The 16473-nt window shown below is 73.9% G+C and carries 13 protein-coding genes; 8 read left to right on the top strand and 5 right to left on the bottom strand.

The features are described 5' to 3' along the window. The first annotated feature begins 160 nt into the window (after positions 1-160). From pdxH to AB0O29_RS16890, 3 genes are all read left to right on the top strand, one after another. Complete coding sequence (pdxH, locus tag AB0O29_RS16880; RefSeq protein WP_365152355.1) at positions 161-784, top strand: pyridoxamine 5'-phosphate oxidase; 624 nt, start codon at positions 161-163, stop codon at positions 782-784. Between the two features lie 386 nt (positions 785-1170). Then, complete coding sequence (locus AB0O29_RS16885; RefSeq protein ID WP_365152301.1) at positions 1171-1776, top strand: PH domain-containing protein; 606 nt, start codon at positions 1171-1173, stop codon at positions 1774-1776. Between the two features lie 118 nt (positions 1777-1894). Next, positions 1895-3205, top strand: a complete 1311-nt coding sequence (locus tag AB0O29_RS16890; protein ID WP_365152303.1) for a PAS domain-containing protein — start codon at positions 1895-1897, stop codon at positions 3203-3205. 130 nt (positions 3206-3335) lie between these two features. Here the strand turns inward: AB0O29_RS16890 and AB0O29_RS16895 are convergent, their stop codons facing one another. Next, complete coding sequence (locus AB0O29_RS16895; protein ID WP_365152305.1) at positions 3336-4091, bottom strand: SIS domain-containing protein; 756 nt, start codon at positions 4089-4091, stop codon at positions 3336-3338. A gap of 259 nt (positions 4092-4350) precedes the next feature. Between AB0O29_RS16895 and AB0O29_RS16900 the strand changes: the two genes are divergently transcribed. The 3 genes from AB0O29_RS16900 to AB0O29_RS16910 all read left to right on the top strand — a co-directional run bounded on the left by AB0O29_RS16900 (position 4351) and on the right by AB0O29_RS16910 (position 8545). Continuing rightward, positions 4351-5043, top strand: coding sequence for a metal-dependent transcriptional regulator (locus AB0O29_RS16900; protein ID WP_365152307.1), 693 nt, complete (start codon positions 4351-4353; stop codon positions 5041-5043). A gap of 292 nt (positions 5044-5335) precedes the next feature. After that, positions 5336-6280: an alpha/beta hydrolase gene (locus AB0O29_RS16905; protein WP_365152309.1), complete on the top strand. Its 945-nt coding sequence runs from the start codon at positions 5336-5338 to the stop codon at positions 6278-6280. Between the two features lie 186 nt (positions 6281-6466). After that, complete coding sequence (locus AB0O29_RS16910; protein ID WP_365152311.1) at positions 6467-8545, top strand: calcium-binding protein; 2079 nt, start codon at positions 6467-6469, stop codon at positions 8543-8545. 64 nt (positions 8546-8609) lie between these two features. On the opposite strand, the gene AB0O29_RS16915 is transcribed toward AB0O29_RS16910, so the two are convergent. The 4 genes from AB0O29_RS16915 to AB0O29_RS16930 all read right to left on the bottom strand — a co-directional run bounded on the left by AB0O29_RS16915 (position 8610) and on the right by AB0O29_RS16930 (position 13028). Further along, on the bottom strand, positions 8610-9683 hold the full coding sequence (locus tag AB0O29_RS16915) for a hypothetical protein (RefSeq protein ID WP_365152313.1): 1074 nt from the start codon (positions 9681-9683) through the stop codon (positions 8610-8612). A gap of 101 nt (positions 9684-9784) precedes the next feature. Next, positions 9785-11389: a transporter gene (locus AB0O29_RS16920; RefSeq protein WP_365152315.1), complete on the bottom strand. Its 1605-nt coding sequence runs from the start codon at positions 11387-11389 to the stop codon at positions 9785-9787. Continuing rightward, the gene (locus tag AB0O29_RS16925; protein WP_365152317.1) at positions 11386-12222 is read right to left on the bottom strand and encodes an ABC transporter ATP-binding protein; all 837 of its coding nucleotides are present in this window, start codon (positions 12220-12222) and stop codon (positions 11386-11388) included. Before AB0O29_RS16925 ends, AB0O29_RS16920 begins: the two co-directional genes overlap by 4 nt. A 125-nt stretch (positions 12223-12347) precedes the next feature. Next, positions 12348-13028, bottom strand: a complete 681-nt coding sequence (locus AB0O29_RS16930; RefSeq protein ID WP_365152319.1) for a bifunctional DNA primase/polymerase — start codon at positions 13026-13028, stop codon at positions 12348-12350. A 219-nt stretch (positions 13029-13247) separates the two neighbouring features. On the opposite strand from AB0O29_RS16930, the gene AB0O29_RS16935 reads away from it, so the two are divergent. Together AB0O29_RS16935 and AB0O29_RS16940 are read left to right on the top strand one after the other, a co-directional pair. Next, positions 13248-14630, top strand: coding sequence for a transcriptional regulator (locus AB0O29_RS16935; protein ID WP_365152321.1), 1383 nt, complete (start codon positions 13248-13250; stop codon positions 14628-14630). Between the two features lie 91 nt (positions 14631-14721). Beyond that, entirely contained in the window at positions 14722-16470 is a 1749-nt protein-coding gene (locus tag AB0O29_RS16940; protein ID WP_365152323.1) for a hypothetical protein, read from the top strand. Positions 16471-16473: the final 3 nt, after the last annotated feature.

The raw sequence follows: 16473 nt of genomic DNA on the forward strand, positions 1-16473 counted from the left end.
CCCGGCACGGCCGATGGTCATCCGTGCGGGGACCCTCGGACCGGCCCCAAGATTTTGTCCGTTCCACCCGGCCTTCGGAAGCGTGACATACGGCACACCGGCCGCCGGGTTACTGCGGCAGGATGGCGGTGTGACCGATCAGGACATTGACCCCGCCGCCATGCGCGAGCAGTACCGCTCCGAGATCGTCGAGGAGGCGGGTCTCGCCGGGGACCCGATGGCGCAGTTCGCCCGCTGGTTCCAGCAGGCCGCCGACTCGGACCTCTTCGAGCCGAACGCGATGGTCGTCTCGACCGCGACCGCCGACGGCCGGCCCAGCTCCCGCACCGTCCTGCTGAAGCGGTTCGACTCGCGGGGCTTCGTGTTCTTCACCAACTACGGATCCCGCAAGGCGCGCGAGATCGAGGAGAACCCGTACGTCTCGCTCCTCTTCCCCTGGCATCCGATCGCCCGCCAGGTGATCGTGACGGGCCGGGCGGCCCGGGTCGGCCGGGACGAGACGGCCGCCTACTTCCGCTCCCGGCCGCACGGCTCCCAGCTGGGCGCCTGGGCGAGCGAGCAGTCCCGGGTGATCGGCTCGCGCGCCGAGCTGGACCGCCGTTACGCGGAGCTGGCGGAGCGCTACCCCGAGGGCGAGCAGGTGCCGGTGCCGCCGGAGTGGGGCGGGCTGCGGGTGGTGCCCGACGCGCTGGAGTTCTGGCAGGGGCACGAGAACCGGCTGCACGACCGGCTGCGGTACGTACTCGACGGGGAGAAGTGGCGGATCGAGCGCCTGTGCCCGTAAGAAGGGCGCCCCTGGCCCTGAGGGGCCGCGGGAAAGCAGGCGACCCGCGGGCTCGGGTTCCTCTCCTGCAGTGAGAGGAGCCGGCCGGACGTGCCGGCGAGCCCGCGGGTCGGGTGACTGCTTGGGATTGGCACCGGGCGGCTAGCTTCCGCCGGGCACCGCACTGGGTGCGTTGCTGACGACGGGCCCTTAGCCCGCAGCCACCTCACGCGTCCGGTTTCCGTACATTTCGGGAACCACCTCCCTTCTCGTGTACGGCAGAGCCTAGGCCGCCGCCCCGAGGGCCTCAACCTATTTATCGGGTTCCCCACCGATGGCGGCAACTCCCCTATTCGGTGCGGGAGTTACTCCCTACACTGGCCGTCCGCCATCGGGGGAGGGGTGCCATGAGCGCCGAGCTGCTGCCGCGCGACTACCGGATCCGGGCCCAGCAGATGACCGCCGTTTACGTCGCCGTCGGGGTGGGGCTGCCCGGCATCGCCCTGTCCACGCTGAACCTGGACGACGTCCCCGGCTCGGTGAAGCTGGTGATCATCGCCCTGGTGGTGCTGCTCTTCGGCTGGCTGGTCTGGGCGTCCAAGCGCTGTGCGACCTCCGCCGACCTCAAGGGCATCCGGGTCCGCCGCTTCACCGGGAGCAGGCGGCTGGCCTGGGAGGACATCCAGGAGATCCGGGCCGTGCGCAATCCGAGCGCCGCCATGGGGCAGAACCAGCCCACCCTCGTCTCGTACGCCTACGACGCCGAGGGGCGCCGGGTCCAGCTGATGTACGTGGACGACAACCACGTCGACGTCGAGCGCGAGATCGCCGTGATCCGGACCGCCTGGGAGGAGCTCCGCGGCCCCGGCTGGGCGCCGGACCCGCAGGCGCACGCGCGCATCGAGCGGCAGGCGGTGCGCGAGGGGCGGATGCTGAAGGCGACGTTCTGGGGGTGCGGGATCTTCTTCGTGCTCTTCGTGATCGCGATGGTCGTCATGGTCGTCAGCACCTGAGCCCCCTCGCCCCCACCGGACATTCCGGGAGGATTCCGGGAAGCGGGTGTGGTCTGGGTCACGTTCCAGTTCAATGATCTGACGTGCCGCACACGCGAACACCTGCAGGGGGTGCCAGGTGAGTGCTTCCGGACGTGGTGAGACCACCGACGATCTGCTCGCAGCGCTGCTCGACGGGATGGACGCCGCCCTGTGCGCGTTCGACTCCGACGGCGTGATCACGCACTGGAACCGCGAGGCCGAGCGGATCCTCGGCTGGAGCGCCGCCGAGGCGGTGGGCCGGCGCGGGTTCGCGGGCTGGGCGGTGCGCGCCGCCGACGCGGACGACGTGCAGGACCGGCTGATGTCGGCGCAGGACGCGCCGGGCCGGCAGGTCCACGAGTTCGCCTTACTGACCAAGGAGGGCGGGCGGATCCTCGTACGGACCCAGTCCGCCGGGGTGCCGGGCGCCGACGGGAAACCCGCCGGGGTCTACTGCGCCTTCAGCGAGGTCCACGCCCAGATCGACCTGGAGCGCTCCATCGCCCTCAGCGAGGCCCTGATGGACGACGCCTCCTGGGGGGTCGTCCTGGTCGACGTGGACCTGCGCCCGGCGGTGGTCAACGCGCACGCCGCCCGCGCCTTCGGCTCCGGGCGCACGACGCTGCTCGGGCGGCCGCTCGGCGAGCTGCTGACCCAGGGCGTGGAGGAGCTGGAGGGGGCACTCCAGCACGTACTGGCCGAGGGGGCACCGCCGGGGCCGGTGGAGCTGTGGGTGTCGGTGCGGACCCCGGAGGGGGAGCGGCGGCGCTGCTGGCGGAGCGGGTTCCTGCGGCTGGCCTCGCCGCTCGCGGAGGAGCCGGTGCCGCTGGGGGTGGGGTGGCTGTTCCAGGACGTCACCGAGGCCCGGCAGGCCGAGCTGGACAACGGGCAGGTGCGGTTCCGGTCGAACCAGCTGCACCGGGCGGGGCGGGCCGCCGGCGAGTGCGCGGACCCGGCGGAGGCGGCGGCCGTACGGCTGGACTTCGCGCTGGCCGGGTTCGCGGAGCACGCGCTGGTCGACGTACTGGCGCAGGACGGGCGGCGGCTGGTCCGCTCGGCGGTGTCCCCGTCGGGGCTGGCCCTGCTGCTGCCCGGGCCGGGGGCGATCCCCGTCCGGTACGAGACCGCGCACCCGGCGCTCCAGGCGCTGGACCGGATCGGCCCGGTGCGGGCGAGTGCGCCGGGGGCGCCGGGCAGCGAGGCGGCGGAGGGCTGGGCGCGGGCCCGGCAGTGGCCGCCGGGGGCGGCGCACGGGCTGTGCACGGTGCTGCGGAGCCGGGGGCGCACGGTGGGGATCCTGACCTTCGTCCGCGGGCCGTCGCGCCCGGCCTTCACCCATCCCGACGCGGCGTACGCGGAGGAGGTGGCGGCCCGCGTCGCCGCCGACCTGGACCTGGCCGGAGCCTGAGGGGGCTCCGCCCCCAGAACCCCGCACCTCAACGGGGTCCGGGGCGGAGCCCCGGGAAACGGCGAAAGGGCGGGGCGGGGAGACGGCTCCGCGCAGCGGCACCCCCGGCCCCGCCCCGCACGGCACCGGCTCAGTGGCGGAAGAAGATCCGGTCCCCGTACTCGCGCATCACGCGCCCGTTCCACTCGTGCCCGCCGTCCACGTTGCCCGACCGCAGCAGCGGCGGCTCCACGCCCCGCGCGGCCAGTTCCCCGGCCGCGGCCGCCATGACCGCCTGCATGATCGCGCTCGTCACCACCGTCGACGCGGGAGCGAACGGCGCCTCGATGCCGTCCGCCGTCAGCTCCGCGTCGCCGACCGCGATCTTGCTGTCGAGGACGATGTCGCAGTGGTCCTTCAGGTAGGTCCCCGAGACGTGCCGCGACTTCGTCTCCGTCGCGTACGCCACCGAGGTCACACCGATCACCTTCAGCCCCAGGGCCCGCGCGTTCATCGCCATCTCGACCGGCAGTGCATTGCGCCCGGAGAGCGAAATGACGACGAGCACATCGCCGTCGGAGGCCGGACTGCTGTCCAGCACCGCCCCGGCCAGCCCGTCGACCCGCTCCAGCGCGCTGCCCAGCGTGGCTGGCATGACGTCCACGCCCGCCGTGCCCGGTACCGCGAGGAAGTTCATCAGGGCCAGCCCGCCGGCCCGGTACACCACGTCCTGCGCGGGCAGCGAGGAGTGCCCCGCACCGAAGGCGAACAGCCGGTGACCTGCGGCGACGGCCTCGGCGATCACGGCCCCGGCCTCGGCGATCCGCGAGCCCTCCTCGTCACGCACCCGCTCCAGCAGGCCGATGGCGGCGTCGAAGAACTGCCCGGCCAGCTTGCTCTCGCTCATACGCCGAAGGCCCTTCCAGGGTGGGGTGCGGTGGATGCGTCGTCGGTGGTCCGCCGCTCACCGTGCGGTCTGGACCAAGGACGTGTCAATACGGGCGTCAATCCCGGGACCAAAGCCCTGCGCACCGGGCGTCCGGGGCGGCCCGCCGGGCCTGCCGGGAGATGTCCAGTACATGCCTTGACGTCAGGCGCGGGACGGTTGTCGGCCCGATGCGTCAGAATTGGGGGCAGGGCCAGCGCACGCAATCCGAGGGGCACGAATGTCCGGACTGATCGATACCACGGAGATGTATCTCCGCACCATCCTCGAGCTGGAAGAGGAAGGCGTGGTCCCCATGCGCGCCCGGATCGCCGAGCGGCTGGACCAGAGCGGCCCGACGGTGAGCCAGACGGTGGCGCGCATGGAGCGGGACGGCCTCGTGGCGGTCGCCAGCGACCGGCACCTGGAGCTGACCGACGAGGGCCGCAAGCTCGCGACGCGCGTGATGCGCAAGCACCGCCTCGCGGAGTGCCTGCTCGTCGACGTCATCGGCCTGGAGTGGGAGCAGGTCCACGCGGAGGCCTGCCGCTGGGAGCACGTGATGAGCGAGGCGGTGGAGCGCCGCGTGCTGGAGCTGCTGCGCCACCCGACCGAGTCCCCGTACGGGAACCCGATCCCGGGTCTGGAGGAGCTGGGCGAGAAGGCCGAGGCCGACCCGTTCATCGAGGACGGCATGGTCAGCCTGTCGGAGCTGGACCCGGGCAGCGAGGGCAAGACCGTGGTCGTCCGCCGCATCGGCGAGCCGATCCAGACCGACGCCCAGCTGATGTACACCCTGCGGCGCGCGGGCGTGCAGCCCGGCGCGGTGGTGAGCGTGACGGAGTCCCCGGGCGGGGTGCTGGTCGGCAGCGGCGGCGAGGCCGCCGAGCTGGACTCGGACATCGCCTCGCACGTGTTCGTCGCCAAGCGCTGACGCGGGGGCACGACCCGTACCGGCCGTCGCAGTCCCCTGAAGACGAGTGGTCCCGGCGCCTCGCGGCGCCGGGACCGTCCTCCCCCGGTTGACCTGGAGCCCCGAGCTCTCAAGGTCATCCCCTTCGGACCGTCTTCCCCGAGCGGCCCGCCTCCCTGCTGGAAGGATCTCCATCGGCAGCGGCGGCCAATCCTTGAGCAAGGTCACTCGAAAGAGCGGTGTTGTCGGCGAGACGCCCGTTTTCGAATACGGGTTCGATAGTCTGGCCGGGAGCGAAGGGGGTGCATCCTCGGTGGTTCAGCGCATCGATGTCACTGCAGCCGACGGCGTCCGACTGGCCGCCTGGGAGTTCCGCGATCCGCCCGCCGGGGCCCGGCAGCCGGCGGTCCTGTTACTGCACGGCCTGATGGGCCGGGCCCTGCACTGGGCGGGCACCGCGAGCTGGCTGGGCGAGCACCGCCGCGTGGTGGCCCTGGACCAGCGCGGGCACGGCCAGAGCGAGCACCCCGTGACCAACGGCGCCGGAGCGCCGGGCGGCGTCAGGGACCTGGCCGGCCCGACCGGCTTCGGAGAGCCGCCCGTCCCGGGGGCCCCGGTGCCCTCCCTCGGCCGTGAGGCCTTCGTGGCCGACGCCGAGGCGGCCGTCGAACAGCTCGGCCTCGGTCCGGTCGTCCTCATCGGCCACTCCATGGGCGCCCTCACCGGCTGGCAGCTCGCCGCCCGCCGCCCCGACCTCGTCCGCGCCCTGGTCATCTGCGATATGCGCGCCTCCGCGCTCGGCGAGGCCTCGCAGCAGGAGTGGGAGGAATGGTTCCGCCGCTGGCCGCTGCCGTTCCCCACGCAGGACGCCGCCCGCCGCTGGTTCGGCGAGGACGACCCCCGGGTCGAGCGCCCCGACCCCGGCCGGGGCGCCTTCTTCGCCGAGGTGATGCACCAGGCCGCGGACGGCTGGCGCCCCCTTTTCTCCCGCCGCCAGATGCTGACGGCCCGCGAGACCTGGGTGCACGACGCCCACTGGGAGGAGCTCGCCAAGGTCCGCTGCCCCACCCTCGTCGTCCGCGGCCTGGACGGCGAGCTGGGCCGCGCGGAGGCGCAGGAGATGGTCCGCGTCCTCCCGGCCGGCCAGTACGCCGAGATCCCCGACGCGGGCCACTACGTCCACTACGACCGGCCGGCCGCCCTGCGCGCGGTCCTGGAACCCTTCGTCGACGAGGTCTCGGACCTGGCGCCCCGCTGATCCGGCGGGATCCGGGGGACCCTTCGCCGGTGCGGCGCTCACCCGATGGGGTGGATCACGGCCCTCCAGTGGGCCCAGCGCGGCCCGCCGCACGTGCCGGGCGGCCGCGGCCCCAACAGGCTGTCGCCCGTCCAGTGGGAGCCGCCGGCCCGCTGAGCCCCGGCGGTGAGCCGACGAAGGGTCTCCATGTCCACGTCCCCGTCCACATCCTCCACCTCCCCCCACGTGTCCGCGCCCGGGGTCGCGTCCGCCCCTGGCCGCAGGAGATCCCCTCGCCGCCGGGCGGCCGCGGTCCTCGCCGCCGGTCTGGCGCTCGTCCTGGCCCTGCCCGCCGCCGCGCTCGGCGCACCGGGCGACCTCGATCCGGCCTTCGACGGAGACGGCAGGGTCGTCACCGACTTCGGCGGCGGCAACTACGACGAGAGCCGCGGCATGGCGATCCAGGCCGACGGCAAGATCGTCACCGTCGGCACCACCGTCCCCGCCGCCGGCGGCTTCTCCGATTTCGCGCTGGCCCGCTACAACCCGGACGGCAGCCTCGACCCCACGTTCAACGGCGACGGCGACAACGACGGCAGGATCCAGACCGACCTGCGCGGCGGCGACGACGTGGCCGACGCGGTGGCCGTCCAGCCCGACGGGAAACTCGTCGTGGCCGGCTACAGCGCGGACCCCGACGGCGCCGGGGCGTTCACCGTCGCCCGCTTCAACCCGGACGGCAGTCTCGACCCCACCTTCGACGGCGACGGCTTCACCCTCACCGACTTCGGCACCGGCGGCGGCCCCCAGGAGGCCTACGGGGTCGTGATCCAGCCCGGCGGCGCCATCGTGGCCGCCGGCGAGAGCGGCACCGGCGTCGCCGTGGCCCGCTACGACGCCGCCGACGGCAGCCTCGACCCGAGCTTCGACGGCGACGGCAAGGTGACCACCGCCTTCGCCGGCGGCTCCGCGAGCGCGTACGACGTGACGCTCCAGTCCGACAACAAGATCGTCATCGCGGGCCGCTCCGGCTACAACTACCCGTCCGACGACTCCGACTTCGCCCTGGCCCGCTACAACCCGAACGGCAGCCTCGACATCACCTTCGACGGCGACGGCCGGGTCACCACCGGCTTCAGCGGACCCGACGTGGCGGGCGGGGTCAAGGTCCAGCCCGACGGGAAGATCGTCACGGCGGGCTACGCCACCTTCGACTTCGCGCTGGCCCGCTACAACCCGAACGGCAGCCCGGACGCGACCTTCGACGGCGACGGCAAGCTCAGCACCGACTTCGGCACCAACACCCTGGACCGGGCCACCGACCTGGCCCTCCAGCCCGACGGGAAGATCGTCGCCGCCGGCATCAGCCTGGCCGACTTCGCCGTGGCCCGCTACAACACCGACGGCTCCCTCGACACCGGCTTCGCCACCGGCGGCAAGGTCCACACCGACGTCTCCTCCGGCTTCTACGACACCGGCAACGCGGTGGCCCTCCAGTCCGACGGGAAGATCGTCGTCTCCGGCAACACCGGCGACGACCGGGGCCTCGTCCGCTACCAGGTGGCGACGCCGCCGCCCCCGCCCGGCGTGGACCTGGCCGTCACCAAGACCGGCCCGGCCTCCGTCAGCATCGGCGACCAGGCCACGTACACCGTGACGGTGACCAACAGGAGCACCACCACCGCGGCCACCGGCGTCTCCCTGGCGGACACCCTCACCGGCCCCGGCACCCTCCTGTCGGCCACCCCCGGCCAGGGCACCTGCACCCTCACCGCCACCACCGCCGGCTGCGCCCTCGGCACCCTCGCCCCCGGCGCGCAGACCACGGTCAGGTTCACCGCCGAACCCCGCGCCACCGGCACCCTGTCCGACAAGGCCACCGTCTCCGCCGCCCAGACGGACCCGGCGACCGCCAACAACACGGCGACGGCCGCCAGTACCGTCAACAACGCCCACGGCTGCACGATCATCGGCACCAGCGGCGCCGACACCCTCAACGGCGGCTACGGCAACGACGTCATCTGCGCCCTCAGCGGCAACGACACCGTCCGGGCGAGCTACGGCAACGACACGGTCTACGCCGGCCCCGGCAACGACAACGTCGACGGCGGCTTCGGCGACGACACCCTCATCGGCGGCCCCGGCAACGACATCCTGACCGGCAACTACGGCAACGACCGCCTCGACACCGTCGACGGGGTCTCCGGCAACGACCGCGCCGACGGCGGCTTCAACACCGACACCTGCACCACCGACCCCGGCGACACCCGCATCAGCTGCCCGTAACCCGCGCCCCACCCCCGGGCGGCTCCCCGGAGGACCTCCAACAGCTCCTCCGGGGCGTCGCCCGTCACGGTGTGCCCGACGGCGCCGACCACCGGTTGAGGGTCCCCGTCCCGTCGTCGTACGTGAGCCAGGTGCCGTCGCCGAGCGGGAGCACCGGCCCGGTCGCGGGCGTTCCGGCGGGGTAGGAGAGGCGTCCGCGCTCCTTCAGGGTCCGGGCGTCGAGGAGGCGGTGGCCGGCCAGGAGCGGGAACTCGTCCTCGTCCGGGACCGTGGCGATCACGGTGTCGGCGTCCACGAACCCGCAGCCGTAGTCCCAGCACGGCCGGTCCCCGAACTCGTCCGCCTCCGGCTCCGCGACGGCGAGGACGTCCCCGTCCAGGGCGTGCAGCTCCAGGTCCGCCCCGTAGTGGTCGACGGTCAGGAAGCCCGCGTGCCCCGGGTGGACGTCGATCAGGATCCGGTCCATGGTCTCGTTGAGGTCCCAGGAGGTCAGCCGCTCGCCGTCCCACCGCGCCCAGTACAGCAGGATGCCGTCCTGGCCCATGCCGATGGACAGCCCCATGTGGATCCCGTCGGGGTGGGAGACGTGGTGCGAGCCGGACGTCACGCTGTCCAGCGGCAGCCGGGCCAGCTCCCGCCCGTCCGCGGCGTCCAGGACCACCCAGCACTCCTGCCAGTCGTCCTCCCCCTCCCCGGTCATCACGTGCGCCCAGACGAGGCGGCCGTCGTCCGAGACCCGGCAGGAGCCGTGCTCCGAACCCCGGCACACCTCCTGCTCGTCCCCGCTGTGCGGATGGCCCAGCTCCGGGCCCCAGCAGCCGTGCCGGTACTCCCAGAGGGTCTCCCCGCCCGCGCCCACGGCCCGTACGGCACGCTGCCCGGAGAACACGGCGAACGAGCCGTCCGGGCTCATGGAGTGGACGCCGCCGCCCCAGCCCGGCCAGGGCAGCGGGAGGACGGCGCCGGGCGCCCGCTCTCCGGCGAACAGCCCGTCGAGGTCGAAGACCTCCAGCTCGTGGCCATTGCGCAGCAGCGCCCGGCGCGCGCCCCCGGCGCGGCTCTCGAAGGCGAATCCGTTGACCAGGGCGTTCCCGCCCGGCAGGGGCAGCGCGTCGCGCAGTCGTGCGTTGATCGGCATGCCCCGAAGCTAACGGCCGCCACTGACACCGGTTCCGCCGGGGAACGCCGCAGGGGGCGGCGGGCCATCGGCCTGCCGCCCCCTGCGGGGGACGCGTGCGGTCAGCCCTTGCTGACCGCCACCAGGATCTCCGGGAGCTTGCGCGAGACCACCGGCGAGGCGATGCGCAGCCCCGCCCAGGCGGCCAGGGCGCCCCAGAGGATGCCCGCCGGGAGGGTCAGCCAGGCCACGCCGGCCGGGTCGTCCGACAGGCTGACCCAGATCGCCAGCGCGATCACCGGGGCGGAGACGACCGCCGAGACGATCATGCCGCCGAAGATGCCCAGCCAGGCCAGGCCCGCCTGCCCCGGGGCGACGTTCTTGAACGCGCCCTCCGACGGGATGGAGTACGGGAAGTGCGCCGAGGCCAGCGCGCCCGTGCACAGCATCGCCCCCAGCAGGCCCAGCCCCAGGCCCAGGGCGGCCGGGAACTGCGCCCAGTCGCCGACCAGCGCGGCCGTCACCACGGTGACCACGACGGTGTAGGGGACGGTGACCAGGGCCAGGGCGTAGGCGCGGGCCCGGAGTTCGGTGAACGCGTCGCGCGGGGAGGAGATCGTCTGGGCGACCATCCAGAAGGCGGAGGTGTCCTGCCCGAACTGGTTGTACATCTGGACGCCGAGCATGCCCGCGCCGAAGCAGGCCAGGTAGACCGAGCCGGTGCCCTGGACGGCGTTGAAGACGGGGACGATCATGCCTACGGCCAGCGCCGACACCCACGCCGACTTCGTCTTCGGGTCGCGCACCACGTAGCGCAGGGTGCGCTGCATCGCCGCGCCCGTGCGGCCGTCGGGGAGGAGGGACCAGGCGCCGCCCGTGCCGCGCTCCTTCTCCGGCTTGGCCGCCGCGAGGGTCGAGCCGTCCGGGCTGACCATCAGCTTGGTCAGGCTCCGCTCCCAGAACCAGAGCAGGGCGGCGAGGGCGGCCAGGGTCAGCGCCAGCTGGGCCGCGGCCTGCGCGTACGCGCCCCGGCCCGCCGAGTCGACCATGCCGACCGCCGTAGCCGGCGGCAGCCAGCGGACGATCGCCTCGACCGGCTCCAGCGCCGACAGCCCGCCCTGCTGGAACAGGCGCTGGCTGGCGAAGTTGGCCAGCTGCGCGCCGATCGCGATCAGCAGGCCGCTGAGGAGGGCGAGGTCGCGGCCCTTGCGGCTGGTCAGCAGCCGGACGTTGGCCGTGGCCACCGCCCGGGCCAGGGCCACGCAGCCCAGGAGCAGCAGCGGGGCGCCCAGCACCGCCGCGACGACGCCCGCCGCGCCGTGCGCCACCGCCGCCACCGAGCCGACGGCCAGGCAGAGCGTGAACAGCGGGCCGATGCCGACCAGCGAGGAGGCCAGCAGGGCCCGTACGAGGGGACGCGGGCGCAGCGGCAGCATCACCAGCCGGCTCGGGTCGAGGGTCTCGTCGCCGGTGGGGAAGAACAGCGGCATCACGGTCCAGGCCAGCGCGAGGATGGCGCCCATCAGGACGACGACGGTGCTCGCGTGGGCGTGGCCGTGCAGCATGGCCAGGCCCAGGGTGGCGAAGGCGGAGAAGACCAGCGAGATCACCAGGCTGATGATCCAGACGGCCTTGCGCTTCGAGGACCCCTTCAGGCCGTTGCGCATCAGCGACAGCTTGAGGCGGACGAAGAGGGTGGTGAGGGACGCCTCGGCGGTGGCGCTCATCGGGCGCCGCCGAGCCAGTCGAGGGAGTCGCCGGCGGCGTGGTCGCGGGCGCCGACGAGTTCGAGGAAGGCGTTCTGCAGGGAGGGCGCGGCGCCCCGTACGTCGGCCAGCGGGCCGGCGGCGCGGATCTGCCCGGCCGCCATGACGGCGACCCAGTCGCAGAGCGATTCGACGAGTTCCATCACGTGGGAGGAGAACACGACGGTCGCGCCGGACGCGGTGTAGCGCTCCAGCACCCCGCGGATGGTCTGCGCCGACACCGGGTCGACGCCCTCGAACGGCTCGTCCAGGAAGAGGACTTCCGGGTTGTGCAGCAGGGCGGCCGCGAGGCCGATCTTCTTGCGCATGCCCGTCGAGTAGTCGACGACCAGCTTGTGCTGGGAGCCGGCGAGGTCGAGGACGTCCAGCAGCTGCGTGGCCCGCTTGTCGGTCTCCTCGCCCGGCAGTCCGCGCATGCGGCCCATGTAGCCGAGGAGTTCACGGCCCGAGAGGCGCTCGAACATGCGCAGGCCCTCGGGCAGGACGCCGATGCGCTTCTTCACCTCGACCGGGTCGGCCCACACGTCGTGCCCGGCGACCGTCACCCGGCCCATGTCCGGGCGCAGCAGGCCGGTCACCATCGACAGCGTGGTGGTCTTGCCGGCGCCGTTCGGGCCGACGAGCCCGACGAAGCGGCCGGCCGGCAGCTCCAGGTCGATCCCGCCGACGGCCACCTGCTCGCCGAAGCGCTTCCACAGTCCTTCTATCCGTACGGCGGGAGTCCCCGACGCGGATCGCGCGCCGTCCGTCCCGCTCGTGCCGATACCGCTCGCCGCATCACCCTGGTCCGGCATGCGCCTGCCTCTCGTTCTCATCCCCGTGGTCGTACTTTCCTCACGATAGGAGGGCGGGGAGAGGGCGCAGCAGTTACGAATGTCATGAACTTGCGGACACGTATGTCAGAGCGGCGGGTTCCGCGCTAGGCCTGGCGGCGGCCCCGGGCCGCGGCCGCCTCGCTGCCGCACGCGTACGCGAGGGCGTCGATCAGCTCCTCGGTGTCGGGCAGCCAGCGGTTGGCGGGGGTGGGCTTGCGGGCCCACTGCACCGGGCCCCTGCCGCCGTAGCGGGTCGGGGGCGCCGCCACGTACTCGCCCTCGCCGCGCGCGGTCAGGTCGATGGCGTGCGGCAGCCAGCCCAGCTTGCGCACCAGGTCCGGCACCTTCGCCCCGGCGCCCGGCAGTACGAAGAACATCATCCGGTGGTCGGGGGTGAGGGTGACCGGCCCGAGGGTGCGCTGCATCCGCTCCAGCCGGGCCAGGGCGAGGAAGCCGGCGGAGTCCGGCACGTCCAGGGCGTCGAAGGTGCGGCCCGTCGGCAGCAGGATGGACGCGGCCGGGTGCTTGGCCCAGATCCGCCGCACCCCGACGGCACTGCCCGAGGCCAGGGAGCGCCAGTCCTTCACCGCCGGGTGCGCGCCGGGCGCCGGGCAGTCGGCGGCCCCGCAGGAGCACAGCTCCCGGCCGTCGCCGGGTTCCAGCCAGGTACCGGCGAAGACGTCCCAGTGCCGCTCTTCCACGTACCGCACGGCATGGTCGAGCAGCAGCTCGCCGCGCTGCTGGGGGATGGGCGCGGTCTCCGTGACTCCGATGGTCTCTTCCACGTGCAGCACAACTCCCGGGGTCACCGGGGGTTACGGGGATAAACGCGCGGGTCGACGGTGCATCGATCCTGCACGCGGGGCGCACGGATGCATGTGCGGGGGCGCGTAGGAGGCCGGGGCGCGGCCGTTGGGTAACGACACGTCGCAGAGAGGAAGATTCTCCGCACTTCAGGCGGGAAGTGATCATTCCAGCGATCACCCGCGTCTCAGGGGGTTTTCATGGCAGCCAGGCCTCTCGTCGCCCGCCAGCCGAACGAACGGTTGCAGGCGCTCATTCAGGAAGCCGGGTGCTCCAATGCCGGGCTCGCCCGGCGCGTCAACATGTGCGGGGCCGAGCACGGCCTCGATCTCCGCTACGACAAGACCTCCGTGGCCCGGTGGCTGCGCGGGCAGCAGCCGCGCGGCCGGGCGCCCGGCATCATCGCCGAGGCGCTGGGGCGCAAACTCGGCCGGACCGTCACCATCGACGAGATCGGCATGGCCAACGGCAAGAACCTCGCCTCCGGGGTCGGCCTGCAGTTCTCCCCGACCGTCGTCGGCGCCATCGAGCAGGTCTGCGAGCTGTGGCGCAGCGACGTCGGGCGCCGCGACTTCCTCTCCGGGTCGAGCGTGGCCGCCTCCGCGCTCGTCGAGCCCAGCCGCGACTGGCTGATCACCGGGGCCGACCCGCAGGTGGCGCGCAACGGAGGCTCGCGCGTCGGGATGTCCGACGTGGAGGCCGTCCGGGCCACCACGGAGGCGCTGACCGACCTCGACCACCGCTTCGGCAGCGGGCACGTGCGGCCCGTGGTCGTCCACTACCTCAACTCCGTGGTCTCCGGGCTGATCGGGGGCTCGTACCGGGAGCCGGTCGGGCGGGCCCTGTTCGCGGCGGTGGCCCGGCTCACCGAACTCGCCGGGTACATGGCGGTGGACACCGGCCAGCCGGGGCTGGCGCAGCGCTACTACATCCAGGCGCTGCGCATGGCCCAGGCGGCGGGCGACCGCGCGTACGGGGGCTACGTGCTGGCGGCGTCGATGAGCCATCTCGCGGCCGAGCTGGGCAATCCGAGAGAGATCGCCCAGCTGGCGCGGGCCGCGCAGGAGGGCACCCGCGGGCAGGTCACCCCGAGGGTGGAGGCGATGTTCTACGCGGCGGAGGCGCGCGGGCACGCGCTGCTCGGCGACACCCGGTCCACGGCGGTGCTGTCGGGGCGGGCGGTGACGGCGCTGGAGCGGGCCGAGCCGGAGTCGGGGGACGACCCGGTGTGGATCCGCCACTTCGACCAGGCCTACCTCGCGGACGAGCTCGCCCACTGCCACCGCGACCTCGGCCAGGCCGAGGCGGCCGGCCGGCGGGCGGAGGAGGCGCTGCGCGGACTGCCCGTGACGAAGGCCCGCCGGCGGGCGATCGGCCTGCTGCTGCTGGCGTCGGCGCAGGTCCAGCAGCGGGAGGTGGAGCAGGCCTGCCAGACCGCGGCCAAGGCCGCCGAACTGCTCGGATCGCTGCGTTCGCGGCGGGGCGCGGAGTACCTGGACGACTTCCGGGCGCGGCTGGAACCGTACCGGGAGGAACCGGCGGTGCGGGAGTTCGGGGCGAGGCTGGAGGTTCAGGTGGCCTGACGTCGAAACGCCGTGACCGGGTAGCGTGACCCGACGGCTGCGCGGGATCCCCACGGAGCGCGGACGTCGGAGAAGGCGAGAAGGAGTCCCGGTGACGGAGAACGGACAAGGGGGCGTCCCCCAGCCCGGGACGCCACAGGCCGGGCAGCCGTGGGCCGTGCCCGCGTACGGTACGCCGCAGCCGCAGGGTTACGACCAGCCCTCGTACGAGCAGCAGGGCGGGCCGGTCGAGCCCGCCTACGTCCCGCCGCCGGAGCCCGGCGGCCCGGCGTACGGCTACCCGCAGACCGGCCCCGGCTACCAGGGCCCGGGCGCTCCGCACGGTTACGGCTACCCGCCGCTGCCGGACGCCGGCGCCCCGTACGTCCCGCCGGCCCCGGGTGCCGCCGAGGCGTACGCGGCCACGCAGTACGTGCCCCAGGTGACGGACGCCGCCGCGCCCGCGCCCCCGTACGACCCGGGGGCCCTGGTGGCGGGGGCCGAGACCCAGATCGTGCCGACGCTGACGGGCACCCCGGCGGGCGGCGCGCCCCCGTACCCCGGCCGGCCCCCGGCCGCCTCCCCGCCGCCGGGCCCGTACCTGGCGGACGCGGCGACGCAGTACATGCCGCCGGTGCCGTCGGGCGGGGTGGCCGACGCGGCGACGCAGTACATCCCGCCGGTCGACGCCGCCACGCAGTACATACCGCCGGTGCCGGCGGGCGGTGGCGTCGGTGACGCGGCGACCCAGTACATCCCGCCCGTTCCGGCGGGGGGTGTGGGTGACGCGGCGACGCAGTACATCCCGCCCGTTCCGGCCGGTGGGGCCGGGGACGCGGCGACGCAGTACATCCCGCCCGTGCCCGCGAGTGGTGTCGGGGACGCGGCGACCCAGTACATCCCGCCGGTCCCGGCCGGTGGTGCGGCCGACGCCGCCACGCAGTACATCCCGCCCGTTCCCGTCGGTCCCGGCCCCGAGGCGGGGGCGGCCGGTGGGGGTGAGGGGTTCGACGGGCTGTTCCGGGACGCCGGCGCCGCCGACATGGACGCCGGGCACACGCAGCAGCTGCCGCCCGTCACCGAGCCGGTGGCCCGGCGGACGCCGCCGCCCGCCGAGCCGCAGCGGCGCGGGCCGCGCCGGGCGCAGCCCCGGCAGCAGCCGCAGCCGCAGTTCGCGCCCCCGCCGCAGCAGTTCCAGGCCCCGCCGCCCCCGCCGGCACCCGCGCGCCGGATCCCGCCCGCGGTGATCGCCGCCGCGGTCTTCGGGCTGGCCGTGGCCGGGCTCGGGGTGGGCGCGCTGCTCAGCGACGGCAAGGCGCAGAACAACGACCCCGCCGCCGTGCCCCCGAAGGCCGACGGGTCCACCGCCGCCGACGCGCCGGGCGGCTCCGCGCCCGTGGACCCGGCCCGCCCGCAGGCCGTCCAGCTGGACAAGCTGCTCGCGGACGCCAACGACAGCCGGACCGCGGTGATCAAGGCCGTGGACGACATCAAGGACTGCAAGAACCTCGGCCAGGCCGCCCAGGACCTCCGCGACGCGGCCCGCAGCCGCGACGAGCTGGTCACCCGGCTCTCGGACCTGAAGATCGACCTGCTGCCGAACCACGCCCGGCTCTCGGCCGCCCTCACCAAGGCCTGGAACGCCTCGGCGGACGCCGACAACAGCTACGCGGCCTGGGCGGACGACGCCGGGCACGACAAGGGCGGCTGCAAGGACGGCAAGGCCAAGACCACCGACGACGCGGCCGACGGCAACAAGTCGAGCGCCGAGGCCACCAAGGCGAAGGAGTCGGCGGCGACCATGTGGAACACGATCGCCGCCAAGTACTCGCTCACCCGGCGGGACACGACCCAGCTGTAGCGG

The sequence above is a fragment of the Streptomyces sp. NPDC089915 genome, from assembly GCF_040684675.1.
Classification (GTDB): domain Bacteria; phylum Actinomycetota; class Actinomycetes; order Streptomycetales; family Streptomycetaceae; genus Streptomyces.

Excerpts from the sequence above, each read along its gene's own strand:
- pdxH (WP_365152355.1), top strand. The coding sequence starts at position 161 with ATGCGCGAGCAGTACCGCTCCGAGATCGTCGAGGAGGCGGGTCTCGCC.
- AB0O29_RS16885 (WP_365152301.1), top strand. The coding sequence starts at position 1,171 with ATGAGCGCCGAGCTGCTGCCGCGCGACTACCGGATCCGGGCCCAGCAG.
- AB0O29_RS16895 (WP_365152305.1), bottom strand. The coding sequence starts at position 4,091 with ATGAGCGAGAGCAAGCTGGCCGGGCAGTTCTTCGACGCCGCCATCGGC.
- AB0O29_RS16900 (WP_365152307.1), top strand. The coding sequence starts at position 4,351 with ATGTCCGGACTGATCGATACCACGGAGATGTATCTCCGCACCATCCTC.
- AB0O29_RS16910 (WP_365152311.1), top strand. The coding sequence starts at position 6,467 with ATGTCCACGTCCCCGTCCACATCCTCCACCTCCCCCCACGTGTCCGCG.
- AB0O29_RS16915 (WP_365152313.1), bottom strand. The coding sequence starts at position 9,683 with ATGCCGATCAACGCACGACTGCGCGACGCGCTGCCCCTGCCGGGCGGG.
- AB0O29_RS16920 (WP_365152315.1), bottom strand. The coding sequence starts at position 11,389 with ATGAGCGCCACCGCCGAGGCGTCCCTCACCACCCTCTTCGTCCGCCTC.
- AB0O29_RS16925 (WP_365152317.1), bottom strand. The coding sequence starts at position 12,222 with ATGCCGGACCAGGGTGATGCGGCGAGCGGTATCGGCACGAGCGGGACG.
- AB0O29_RS16935 (WP_365152321.1), top strand. The coding sequence starts at position 13,248 with ATGGCAGCCAGGCCTCTCGTCGCCCGCCAGCCGAACGAACGGTTGCAG.